Genomic DNA, 11,838 nt, shown 5'->3' with positions numbered 1-11,838 from the left:
GATGAAAAAATCTGGGCGCGCTGTGGGCGCTCTTGTTGTCGTCGATGCTGGTTGTGGATGCAGCGCTATCGATGCGGTCCGATCCGCGTCAGGCCGCGCTTGCGATGTCCGGTACCTCGGCCAGCTCCAGCGCGTCGAGTTCGGCGCGGCTCGGCAAACCTTCCGAATCGCCGATCACCTGGATCGCGAGCGCGCCGATCCGGTTGCCACGCGCGACCGCCTGCGCGAGCGTGCGGCCTTCGAGCAGCGCGCTGATCACGCCGACCGCGAAACCATCGCCCGCGCCGACCGTATCGACGACGCTCGCGACCGGCCGGCCAGCGATCGTCGCGGCATCGGTCGCGGTGCGGTAATACGCGCCCTGCGCGCCGAGCTTGACGATCACGCCGCGCGCGCCGCGCTCGAGATAGAACTTCGCGATGTCCTCCGGCTGCGTGTGGCCGGTCAGAATCTCACCCTCGCCGATGCCGGGCAGCACCCAGTCGGCGAGCGCGGCGAGCGCGTTCAAGCCTTCGACCATCGCCGCGCGCGAGGGCCACAGCGTCGGACGCAGGTTCGGGTCGAACGAGATCGTCCTGCCCGCAGCGCGCATTTCGCGGGCCAGATGGAATGCGAGTTTGCGCGAGCTTGCCGAGATCGCCGGGGCGACGCCGGTCAGATGCAGATGACGCGCGGGCAGCACGTAATCGGCGAGGTAGTCGTCGAGCGACAGATGGCTCGCCGCCGAGCCCTTGCGGAAGTATTCGACCGCCGGGTCGCTGCCGTCGTCGCTCTTCGACTTCAGCTGGAAGCCGGTCGGATGCCGCGCGTCGGTGCTCACGCATTGCTGGTCGATGCCCTCTTTCGTCAGCGTGTCGCGCACGTACCGGCCGAACGAATCGTCGCCGACGCGGCTCATCCAGCCCACCCTGAAGCCAAGTCGGGACAAGCCGATCGCGACGTTCAGATCCGCGCCGGCGATGCGCTTCGTGAAGTGCCCGACGCCCGCGAGCGGGCCGGATTCGGCGGCGACGAACATCGCCATCGCTTCGCCGTAGGTGATCACGTCGAGCGCGGGGTAAGGGTGCGTCATGCTGGGCTCCTGGTGGTGCTGCTGATGCGGTGATTCGTGTTGCGTGGAATGCGTTCTTTGCTGCCTGGGTTGCTGCCTCGTCTGCTATACGGCTTCGACCGAGGCGCTTCGTGATGCCGCGTCGCGCGTCTACACGCGCGCAAGCCAGCTCACATAACGCGCGGCATCCGCGTCGATCCGGCTCGGATCAAACGGAAACTCGATGCCGCGCGGCACCTCGCGCGGCAGCCGGTCGAGGAGCGCGCGCAATGGCGCGTCATCCTCGGCCGGCGCGCTCGCAAAGCGCCGCGCGCCCTCGCCCGTGGTGGTCTTGCAATGGATGTACTCGACGTACGGCGCGAGCTGCGGCGCGATGGATAGCGGCGCGACGTCGAGCCACGCCCAGTTGCCGGTATCGAAGGTCATGCCGAGCACGCCAGCGTGGCCTTCACGCGCGAGCGCATCGAACAGCCCGACGAACTGCGCGGGCGAGCCGCCCTGCGCCAGTTGCCCGTTTTCGACGACGAGCCGTGGCTGCGCACCGCCCGTGGTGCCCGAGCCGCTCGCGACGTGCGCGACGATGGCCGCGCCGTGAGCCTCGCCCGCGAAGCCGCCGAGTTGCAGCTTGACGAAGCGCGCGCCGAGCGCGGCCGCCTGATCGAGCGCGACACGCAGTGCGTCGGTATCGAGCTGGCCGTCCGCCGCGTACAACGATGCCGGCGTCGAGAACACCGACCACAGCCCGAGATCGGCCAACGCCGCGCCGAGCGCGCGCAGCCGTTGCGGGTCCGCGTCCGCGTCGCTCGCGAACAGCTCCCGGCGCACTTCGAAACCCGCTGCGCCGGCGCTCTTTGCCGCCTGCGCCCATTTCAGATGGCCGTCGGCGCGCACGGCGTTCACACCGAACGCGCTGGCGACGACCACGATCTCCACTGCATCAGCCATATCCAACTCACGCAATTCTGAAGCGAAACCGCTTTTGGAACCGGTTCCAACTAAACTTCGAAAAAAAGCGCCGAGGCGCTGCGATGTGCGAATGGTGCTCGGGACAGCCATCGCGCACCATAGAGGAAATCCCCAGGCGCGGCCGGCATACGGCGAGCGTAAAGCGAAGCGCGCCGGCCACGGCAGCGCCCCCCGCGGGTTCGGATTCTCGACCCCATACGCTGCCAGCGCGGTAATCAGCCGCCCTCGTCCGCGACGCACATCGCCAGAAACTGCTCGACCACCCGCGACGGCGCGCTCGCATGCGGCACCAGAATCGACAGCCGCCGCGTCAGCGGCTGCGGGCTCAGCGACATGAGCCGCAGCGCACCGTCCTCATGCCGCATCGACATCGCCGACACGAAACCGACACCCATCCCCGCCCGCACCGCCTCCTTCACCCCTTCGACCCCCGCGATTTCGAGCGCCACGCGCATCGGCACGCCCGCGCGCGCGAACTCGCGCTCGACCGTCTGCCGCACGCCCGAGCCTTCCTCGCGCAGCACCAGCGGATACGCGCCGAACGCGGCCAGTTCGATGCGCCCGCCATTGTCCGCCTGCGCGAGCGGATGCGAGCGCGGCATGATCGCGACGATCTCGTCCTCGCGCCACGCATGGACGACCGTGTCCGGCGGCAGATCGGCGCCGGCGGGACCCTCGATCATCGCGATGTCGACCGAGCCGAGCGCACCGACGATCTCGGCCGTGTTGCCGTTGGCGGTATGCACGCTCACGTGCGGATAGCGGCGATGGAATTCGGCGATCAGGTACGGCAGCAGGTAGCTCGCCGGCGTCGTGCTCGCGCCGATCCGCAAGGTGCCCTGTTCGAGACCGCGCAGCGCGTCGCGATAGGCATGCGCCTGCCGCCAGGTGTCGCGCAGCCGCGCCGCATAGGCGGCGAGCTGTTCGCCGGCTGGCGTCAGCCGCACCCCGCGGCCATCGCGCTGATACAGCGGCTCGCCGAACTCGTCCTGCAATTGCCTTAGCTGGCCGGACACCGCCGGCTGCGACAGATGCAGCGCCACCGCCGCCCGGCTGATGTTGCGATGCTCAGCGACGGCGGCGAACGTTATAAGTTGATCCGGGGTCATCTCGATTAAATATCCGTTTAGCCGATACTTAACATTCTAAATCACGATTTTTCATATCGATATATCTTATTTAGGATTAGCTCCATTGCTGCTTATGCAGTCCCACGCAAGTCCGTTACGAAACCACCGATCATGTCCACACCCACCGCCCCGCTCGCCGCCGCCTCCCCCGCGCTGTCCACCCGCGGCCAGCTCAACGGCGTACTGTTCGTCGCGCTGTTCGCCGCCGCGGTCACGCGCATCGCGGCGATTCCGGCGATTGCCGGCCTTGGCCTGAGTCCGCTGATCGTCGGCATCGTCGCGGGGGCGATCTACGGCAACGCGCTGCGCGACAGCATGCCGGTCAGTTGGGCGGCCGGCGTGAATTTCTCGGCGCGCAAGCTGCTGCGCATCGCGGTCGCGTTCTTCGGCTTGCGTGTGAGCCTGCAGGAAATCGCCCAGGTGGGCCTGCCGGGTCTCGCGGAGTCGGTGCTGATCGTCGTCAGCACGCTCGTGATCGGCACCTGGGCCGGCATGAAAATCATGAAGCTCGATCGCGACACCGCGCTCCTGACGGCGGCCGGCAGCGCGATCTGCGGCGCGGCCGCGGTGCTCGCGTTCGAATCGACCCTGCAGTCGAAGCCGCACAAGAGCGCGATGGCGGTCGGCAGCGTCGTGCTGTTCGGCACGCTGTCGATGTTCCTCTACCCGGTGCTGTTCAACGCAGGCTGGCTGCATCTCGACACGGTCGGCGCCGGCCTGTTCTTCGGCGGCACGATCCACGAGGTCGCGCAGGTGGTCGGCGCGGCGAGCAACGTGAGCCCCGAAGCGACGCACATCGCGACGATCGTCAAGATGACCCGCGTGATGCTGCTCGTGCCGGTATTGCTGGTGGTCGGCCTGTGGGTGAACCGCGCGACGCGCGGCGCGAAGGATGGCGGCACGGACGGCGCCGCCCCGCGCAAGCTGGCGATCCCCTGGTTCGCACTCGGCTTCCTCGCCTGCGTGGCGATCAACTCGCTGCATGTGCTGCCGGAAAGCGCCACCTCGACGCTGAACCTGTTCGACACCTTCGCGCTGACGATGGCGATGACCGCACTCGGCATGGAAACGCGCTTCTCGCAGATTCGCGAAGCGGGTCCGCGCGCGCTGACCACCGGCCTGATTCTGTATGTATGGCTGATCGCCGGCGGACTCGGCATCACATGGACCGTCCAGCACCTGTTCCACTAAGCCGTCGCCGGCTCTCCCGCCTTCCCCGACACCCCGCCGCGCGCGGGGTTTTGCGCTTTCTGGCGCACCATCCCGGCCGATCACACGGCATACTCGTTGCTGCGAACTTTGCCCCCCAACCCGCCCGTGCGCGACGTCCGATGGCAGCGGTGAAACCGCCTTGCCGCGACGCGTCCGGGCGACCGGAATGAGGATCGATCGATGAGCCTGGAACTGTACTACTGGGATGGCCTGCAAGGCCGCGGCGAATTCGTGCGGCTCGCGCTGGAGGAAGCCGGCGTCGACTATGTCGAAGTCGCGCGCGGCAAGCCTTCGAAGGGCCTTGGCACCAAGGCGATGATGGCGGTGATGCAAAGCCCCGACGAGCCGTATCCGCCGTTCGCGCCACCGTTTCTGAAAGACGGCGATCTGGTGATCGCGCAGACCGCCAACATCCTGTTCTATCTCGGCCCGCGGCTCAAGCTGGCGCCGGAGGTGGACAGCCTGCGCTATGTCGCGAACGGCCTGCAGCTGACGATCGCCGACGTCGTCACCGAAGCGCACGACACCCACCATCCGCTCGCGAGCGGCCTCTACTACGAGGAGCAGAAAGACGCGGCGAAGGTGCGCGCGCACGATTTCATCGACCATCGGATTCCGAAGTTCATGTCGTACTTCGAGCGCGTGCTCGCGCAGAATCCGGCCGGCGACAGCTTCATGGTCGGCGACACGCTGACCTATGTGGACCTGTCGATGTTCCAGCTGATCGACGGTCTGCTGTACGCGTTTCCGTGCGCGCTGAAGCGCTTCGGCGAGCACTATCCGCGGCTCGCCGCGCTGCACGACGCCGTGATCGCAAGACCGAACATCGCCGCGTATCTGGACTCGGACCGGCGCATCGGCCATAACGAAAGCTGCATCTTCCGGCACTATCCTGAACTCGACAAGGCGGCGACTTGAACCGCGCCGCCCGTCCCCGCCCGCTCGCCGCCGCGCGCCCGCCATTCGAGGCGGGCGCGCTGCTGTTGCGCCGCGGGTTTTTCAACCTTCCTTCACGCCCCGTACCGACGACGTGCTTTCATTCCTGCTGAAGCTGCGCACCCGCGCCCAAAGCGTTTTCCGCCTCTCAGAAGCCCATACGGTGCTGGTCTGGGCTGTTGTGGTCGGCATTGCCGGCGCGTTGGCGACCATCGTGTTTCGCAAGGGCATCGAACTGCTGCAACTGGCGATTGCCGGCCGCTCCGGCAGCTTCGTCGACATGGCGCGCAGCCTACCGTGGACCATGCGCATCTGGCTGCCGGCCGCGGGTGGTCTCGTCGCCGGCATTTTCCTGCTGATTGCGCAGCGTCACGCCGACACGAAAACGCACACCGACTACATGGAAGCGGTCGCGATCGGCGACGGCGTCGTGCCGGTGCGCCTGAGCCTGTGGCGCAGCGTGTCGTCGCTGTTTACGATCGCGAGCGGCGGTTCGATCGGTCGTGAAGGTCCGATGGTGCAGCTCGCGGCGCTCGCCTCGTCGCTGATCGGCCGCTGGGTCCACTTCGATCCGCCGCGGCTGCGCCTGCTCGTCGCGTGCGGCGCGGCGGCCGGTATCACGTCCGCGTATAGCGCGCCGATCGCGGGCGCGTTTTTCGTCACCGAGATCGTGCTCGGCTCGATCGCGATGGAAAGCTTCGGGCCGGTGCTGGTCGCGGCGGTCGTCGCGAACATCACGATGCGCGAGTTCGCCGGCTACAAGCCGCCCTACGAGATGCCGGAGTTTCCGACCGTGACCGGTCCCGAGGTGCTGCTGTTCGTCGCGCTCGGCGCGCTGTGCGGCGCGGCCGCGCCGCAGTTTCTGCGGCTGCTCAACGCATCGAAGGCGGCCTTTCGCAAGCTGCCGGTGGCGTTGCCGGTGCGGCTCGCGCTCGGCGGTCTCGTGGTCGGCATCATTTCGGTCGCGGAGCCCGAGGTGTGGGGCAACGGCTACAGCGTCGTGAACTCGATCCTGCATTCGCCGTGGACATGGTCCGCGCTCCTGCTGGTGCTCGTCTGCAAGCTCGCGGCGACCGCGGCGACGGCCGGCTCCGGCGCGGTGGGCGGCGTGTTCACGCCGACGCTGTTCGTCGGCGCGGCGGTCGGCTCGCTGTTCGGCCAGGGCATGCACGCGTTGTGGCCGCATGCGACGTCGGCCGCTTACGCCTATGCGATGGTCGGCATGGGCGCATTCCTCGCGGGCGCGACCCAGGCGCCGCTGATGGCGATCCTGATGATCTTCGAGATGACATTGAGCTATCAGGTCGTGCTGCCGCTGATGCTGTCGTGCGTGGTCGCGTATTTCATCGCTCGCGCGATCGGCAAGACCTCGATGTACGAGATCACGCTGCGCCGCAATCGCGAGGAGCAGGAGCGCTCGCGATTGCGCGCGACGCAGATGCGCGAGCTGATCCGCCCCGCGCAGACCGTCGTGCCGCCGAACGCGACCGTGCACGACATGACGCGCGTGTTCCTCGAGTATCCGGTCAAGTATCTGTACGTCGCGAACGACTCGGGCGCGTTTCTCGGCGTGGTCGCGCTGAAGGACATCACGTCCGATCTGCTCGAGCGGCGCGAAACGTCGATGAAAACCGCCGCCGATTATCTGCAGCCGCATTTCGACGTGCTGACGCCGGACATGTCGCTCGCCATCGCGTTACAGCACTTCATGGCGTTTCAGGGCGAGCGGCTGCCGGTGATCGAAAGCACCGCGCATCCGAAGCTCGCCGGCGTCGTCTACAAGACCTCGCTGCTCGATGCGTACTTCCGCATGAGTCCGTCGCGCTAGAGCTTTCGAAGACTTCGCGGGGCGCGATGCAAAGCGCCGCGGATTCTCTACAATGGACAGACCCGCCGGCCCTTCACGCGGCCGGCACGCGTGAGCCCAGCTTGGGCGCAGCGACAGCGCCCGCCGTAGCGTCGGAGCGAAGATGAGCGAACCGTCCCCCGAGGCCGTACGCCGCGATCAGGCCGGCTGGATTTTCGTGCATATCGAAGGCGAGCCGTACGATCGCGGCGAGCAGCACGGCCAGTTACTCGCCGACGAAATCAGAAACGCGATCCGCACCGCGCGCTATCTCGCCAAATGGGACACCGGGGAGGAGTTCGACACCTTCGTCAATGCCGCGACGAGCCAGTTCGCGAGCAAGCTCGACACCGAATTCGCCGATGAAATCCATGGCATCGCCGACGGCGCGAAGCTGCCGTTCGCCGAAGTGCTCGCGTGGAACGGCTACATGGATCTGCTGCAAAGCTGGTGGCCGACGCACGCCGCGCAGGCGCAGCCGCATCTGGGCGCCAAACTGTGGCGCGGCCGGCGCGGTCACCACTGCAGCGCGTTCATCGCAACCGGCAACGCGACGCGCGACGGCCGCATCGTGATGGCGCACAACTCGTGGGACCGCTATGCGGCCGGCGACGCGTTCAACGTCGTGTTCGACATCGTGCCCGACCGCGGCAACCGCATCCTGATGCAGGGCCTGCCGGGCTGCATCTCGAGCCTGACCGATTTCTGGGTCACGGCGGCCGGCCTGATGATCACCGAAACGACGATCTCGAACTTCGCGGGCTACAACGCGGCCGGTGCGCCCGAGTTCTATCGCTCGCGGCGCGCGTCGCAATATGCGAACAGCATCAAGGAATGGTGCGACATGTTCTCGCTCGCGAACAACGGCGGCTACGCGAACAGTTGGCTGCTCGGCGACACGAAGACCGGCGAGATCGCGCGTTACGAACTCGGGCTGCACTATGCGGGCTTCGAGACCACCAAAGACGGTTTCTACAGCGGCTACAACACCGCGACGGATCTGAAGATCCGCAACCAGGAATGCATCGGCGAAGGCGAGGACTATACCGACGTGCGCAAGAACGGCGCGCGGCGTCTGCGTTTCATGCAGCTCGAGGAACTGCATCGCGGCAGCATCGACGTCGAGCTCGCGAAGCAGATGATCGCCGATCATCACGACGTCTATCTCGATCGCAACGACAACCCGTGCTCGCGCACGATCTGCGGGCATCTGGAGCTCGACGACGCGCGCTTCGGCGGCACCGATCACGGGCCGTTCAATCCGTGGGGCGCGAACGACGGCAAGGTGATCGACAGCGAAATGGCCCGCGAGATGGCCTTCACCGCGCGCTGGGGGCATCCGTGCGGCCGGCCGTTCGACGCACAGGCGTTCATGAAGCGGCATCCGCAGTGGAACTGGCTGAACGGCTATATGCGCGACCGGCCGTCGTGGCCGTGGACGCGCTTCGACGTGCTGCGCTAGCGCATGGCGGACGCGCGCGCCTGTTCGTGCGATGATCGAATCTACAATCCGGTTTTGTCGCAAATGTGCGCGCGTTGCAGTATTTGCCATCTAAGATGGTAAAGAGCCTGGGCCGCGCAGCGCCATGCCGTCCTCGGCTTGCACCGTCCTCTCGACGCGGGACGGCACAGGGTTTGCTCGATTGTCAGCGCCGCATGAGCTTTAGGAGGTCGGGCGATGAAAACCTCGACACTGTTAATCATGGTGACGCTGTCAGCCTCGTGCTTTGCCGCGCCGGTTCATACCGCCTCGGACAGCACGGATTCCATCACGCTTGCGCAACGCGCGAACGCCGCGCCGGTCGCGCCTCCGGCCCCAGACGTGTCGAGCACCGACGCCAGCCGTCCGCAGCACTGGGAGCATATTGCGCTGCCGAAGTCCCGACATCTGGACCGCAGCCTGACCGGGCAGAACGAGCATCTGACCACGTGAGGGCCGCCGCAACGGCGGGCGGCGGCGCGGCTACGACGGCGCGCCTGCCCGGTTTGCGCCGGCTGTCATGACGATGGGGTGGCAATGCGCGCGGGATTGCAACAGACTGCGAGAAACTCATCGCGGCGAGGCGCTGGCTTTTCGTGGCAGCAATAACGACGTGACTAACTCAAGCTCACCAGGAGCATGCGCATGACGGCCTCGGACATCCCCGGCGAATCGATCGATCTGCAGATCGCCGATCTTCTCAGCGAAGTCGAATTCCCGACCAACAAGGACGCACTCGTCGACGCCGCGCGCGAAGCCGGCGCGAGCAACGAGGTGTTGGCGATGCTCGATGGTATGCCGGAGCAGGATTATGTCGACATCGAGTCGGTCACGCGCCTGATCGGCGGCAACTATGGCCCGGGCCTGGGGATCTGAACCCGGATTCAGCCTCGCCTCAGCTCACACGTCAGAACTGCGACGACGCCGCGATCCGCGCGCGCGCCACCCGCGTCACACGGCGCGTCGTGCGGCTGTTTTCGAGCGCGTCGTCGGCGATCTCGCGCGCCGTCGGGGCGTCGGACCCGCTCACCCCGGCCACCACCCGCACCGGCGCCACGCTACGGGAATCCCGCGCCTGCGCGCTGTCCGGCTGGAAATGCTCGACCAGATGGTCGATGAACGTCCGCACCTTCGCCGGCAGATGTAGCCGGCTCGGATACGCAATCGTGATTTCGATGGGCGGCAGACTGTACGCGTCGAGCAGACGCACGAGCCGCCCCGCCGTCAGATCACGGCCGATCAGGTAGCTCGGCAGGATCGCCACGCCCATGCCGAGCAGCGCGAACTGCCGCAGCATCTCGGCGTTGTTCGCCGCGATCGCGTTGGTCGGCCGCACCCGCACTTCGCCGTCCGGCCCATTGAACAGGCGCTCCTCGCCGCCCTGCTCGGCCGGCCTGCTCAGGCACGAATGCCTGAGCAGATCCTCGGGGCGCTTCGGCGTGCCGTGTTGCGCCAGATACTCGGGCGTCGCGCAGACCGTCATGTAGCCGGTCGTCAACCGCCGCGTGACGATGCTCGCGCTGCGCATGTGCCGCGCAGCCAGGATGCCGACGTCGAAGCCCTCTTCGACCAGATCGACGTGGCGGTCGGCGAGCGTGACGTCGGGCACCACGTCGGGATAGCGCGCTGCGTACGACTGCACGACCGGCGCGAGACTGTGCAATCCGAACACGACCGGCGCGACGATGCGCAGCGTGCCGACCGGCTCGTGATTGCGCGCCACCACCATCTGCTCGACGCTTTCGAGATCGGCGAGGATGTGGCGTACGCGCTCCAGATAGGTCGCGCCGGATTCGGTCAGCGAAAGACGGCGGGTGGTGCGGTTCAGCAGTCGCGTGCCGAGCCGCGCTTCGAGATCCGCGACGTGCCGCGTGACGACCGCGGTGGACAGATCCAGCGCGCCCGACGCGCCGACGAAACTGCCGAGGTCCGCCACCTTGACGAACACGCGCATCGACTGCAGTTGATTCATGGGACCACTCCTGCCTCGGTGAAGCCGGGCCGGCGCAACCGTTGCCGCCTGTGTCGACCCGCGCCGCATGGGCGCGCGCGGGTCCGCCCAACGCAACCGATTCTAGCGATAGGACATGTCCCAACCCTGACCAAGACATGACATTCCGGTCAGATTCGGCGCGGCGTGTCCATCGCGCCACTATTACGGCGTCTATCGTGGATTTTAGCTAGGTATAAACCCTAGTTTGCTGGTAAGATGGCGGCCAAAGAAAGTTACCGCTACACCGCCATGCCACATCGTTTTCGTCTGCTGGAAAAGATCGCGTTTTCGCTGGTTTGCTGGTCGGCCGCCGCGAGCTCGGCCTATATCGCTTACGAGCGCTGCCCCGATATCAAGGTTGCCCTGCACGCCGGGGAAAAATTCCTCGACGCCAGCGGCCAGTACGCGTTCGCGTGCGCGGCGCCCGCCGCCGAGGCCTGCGCGCGACTGCCGGTCGAATGATTTTTCCGCCTTGAACCGTATCTGATGCGCGATCCCTCCGGGTCGCGCATTCGCGCATCTGCGCCTCCAGGCTCAACGCCTACCGTTACGCATCGCGCCCGAACACCACGCGCGAGAAAAACCCCGCCAGCACCGTTTCGGCCATCTCCGCCGGGACATTCTGCGGATCGACCGTGTAGAAGAACTGCACGCCGTCGCACAGACCCATCAGGCCGATCGCGAGCTGCTCGGGCGGCATCGACATCGGCGTGCCCACGCGCTCCGAGAACTCGCGCACATAGGCGCTCAACTGTTCGATCTTTTCGTGCATGAACGCGTTGAAGCGCAACCGGAAACGGCCGTCGCGCACCGCCAGTAGCTTCGCCTCGACCCACAACAGAAAACACTTGTTCTCGCGATGCAGCGAGCTGTAGTAGCGCAGCACGCGCGCCTCCATCTCCTCGCGCGACGCCGCGCTTTCGAAGATCGCATGCAGGCCCGCCTGCATCGCTTCGTGATCGCGCCGCAATAGCTCCAGAAACAGCTCGGTCTTGCTGCGGAAGTTCGAATAGAACGCGCCGCGCGTATAGCCGGCCGCCGCCGCGATGTCCTCGACACTCGCCGCGACGAAGCCCTTCTTCATGAAAATTGCCTGCGCGGCATCGAGCAGCCGCTCCCGCGTCTGGTCCTTGCTCTGCTCTCTTGTCAGTCTTTGACGTTTCATGGCCGCAAGCCTAGCACCCAAAAGAATTCAAATCCATCCATGCATTCAGATACATGAGT

General features: G+C 66.4%; 12 protein-coding genes. 7 read left to right on the top strand and 5 right to left on the bottom strand.

Annotated elements, in window-relative coordinates; translation table 11 throughout:
* Nucleotides 1-88: 88 nt before the first annotated feature.
* The 3 genes from OKW35_RS35410 to OKW35_RS35400 form a co-directional block, all read right to left on the bottom strand.
* Complete coding sequence (locus OKW35_RS35410; protein ID WP_429554481.1) at nt 89-1,072, bottom strand: sugar kinase; 984 nt, start codon at nt 1,070-1,072, stop codon at nt 89-91.
* A gap of 129 nt (nt 1,073-1,201) precedes the next feature.
* The gene (locus OKW35_RS35405) at nt 1,202-1,996 is read right to left on the bottom strand and encodes a sugar phosphate isomerase/epimerase family protein (RefSeq protein ID WP_429554480.1); all 795 of its coding nucleotides are present in this window, start codon (nt 1,994-1,996) and stop codon (nt 1,202-1,204) included.
* A gap of 236 nt (nt 1,997-2,232) precedes the next feature.
* Entirely contained in the window at nt 2,233-3,126 is an 894-nt protein-coding gene (locus OKW35_RS35400; RefSeq protein ID WP_184022703.1) for a LysR family transcriptional regulator, read from the bottom strand.
* Nucleotides 3,127-3,258: 132 nt separating this feature from the next.
* On the opposite strand from OKW35_RS35400, the gene OKW35_RS35395 reads away from it, so the two are divergent.
* The 6 genes from OKW35_RS35395 (at nt 3,259) to OKW35_RS35370 (ending at nt 9,497) form a co-directional block, all read left to right on the top strand.
* Entirely contained in the window at nt 3,259-4,338 is a 1,080-nt protein-coding gene (locus OKW35_RS35395) for a YeiH family protein (RefSeq protein WP_429554479.1), read from the top strand.
* A gap of 201 nt (nt 4,339-4,539) precedes the next feature.
* Complete coding sequence (locus OKW35_RS35390; RefSeq protein WP_429554478.1) at nt 4,540-5,277, top strand: glutathione S-transferase; 738 nt, start codon at nt 4,540-4,542, stop codon at nt 5,275-5,277.
* A gap of 112 nt (nt 5,278-5,389) precedes the next feature.
* A complete protein-coding gene (locus tag OKW35_RS35385; protein ID WP_184056737.1) occupies nt 5,390-7,123 on the top strand; it encodes a ClcB-like voltage-gated chloride channel protein in 1,734 nt (577 codons plus the stop codon).
* Between the two features lie 142 nt (nt 7,124-7,265).
* A complete protein-coding gene (locus OKW35_RS35380) occupies nt 7,266-8,603 on the top strand; it encodes a C45 family autoproteolytic acyltransferase/hydolase (protein ID WP_090805319.1) in 1,338 nt (445 codons plus the stop codon).
* Between the two features lie 216 nt (nt 8,604-8,819).
* Nucleotides 8,820-9,074 carry a hypothetical protein gene (locus tag OKW35_RS35375; RefSeq protein WP_090805320.1) on the top strand — a complete coding sequence of 85 codons (255 nt, stop codon included), beginning with the start codon at nt 8,820-8,822 and terminating at the stop codon, nt 9,072-9,074.
* 192 nt (nt 9,075-9,266) lie between these two features.
* Nucleotides 9,267-9,497, top strand: coding sequence for a DUF2795 domain-containing protein (locus OKW35_RS35370; protein ID WP_184003893.1), 231 nt, complete (start codon nt 9,267-9,269; stop codon nt 9,495-9,497).
* A 31-nt stretch (nt 9,498-9,528) separates the two neighbouring features.
* Here the strand turns inward: OKW35_RS35370 and OKW35_RS35365 are convergent, their stop codons facing one another.
* On the bottom strand, nt 9,529-10,593 hold the full coding sequence (locus OKW35_RS35365) for a LysR family transcriptional regulator (protein ID WP_429489030.1): 1,065 nt from the start codon (nt 10,591-10,593) through the stop codon (nt 9,529-9,531).
* Between the two features lie 270 nt (nt 10,594-10,863).
* Here OKW35_RS35365 and OKW35_RS35360 point away from each other — a divergent pair, with 270 nt between their 5' ends.
* The gene (locus tag OKW35_RS35360) at nt 10,864-11,076 is read left to right on the top strand and encodes a hypothetical protein (protein ID WP_184056745.1); all 213 of its coding nucleotides are present in this window, start codon (nt 10,864-10,866) and stop codon (nt 11,074-11,076) included.
* 85 nt (nt 11,077-11,161) lie between these two features.
* Here OKW35_RS35360 and OKW35_RS35355 read toward each other — a convergent pair whose 3' ends face one another.
* Nucleotides 11,162-11,779: a TetR/AcrR family transcriptional regulator gene (locus tag OKW35_RS35355; RefSeq protein WP_090805323.1), complete on the bottom strand. Its 618-nt coding sequence runs from the start codon at nt 11,777-11,779 to the stop codon at nt 11,162-11,164.
* Nucleotides 11,780-11,838 lie beyond the last annotated feature (59 nt).

It is taken from the genome of Paraburkholderia sp. MM5477-R1 (genome assembly GCF_050436385.1).
In the GTDB taxonomy this organism is placed as follows: Bacteria; Pseudomonadota; Gammaproteobacteria; order Burkholderiales; family Burkholderiaceae; genus Paraburkholderia; species Paraburkholderia tuberum.
The sequence above is the reverse complement of the archived record's forward strand: the minus strand, read 5'-3'. Positions and strand labels throughout refer to the sequence as shown.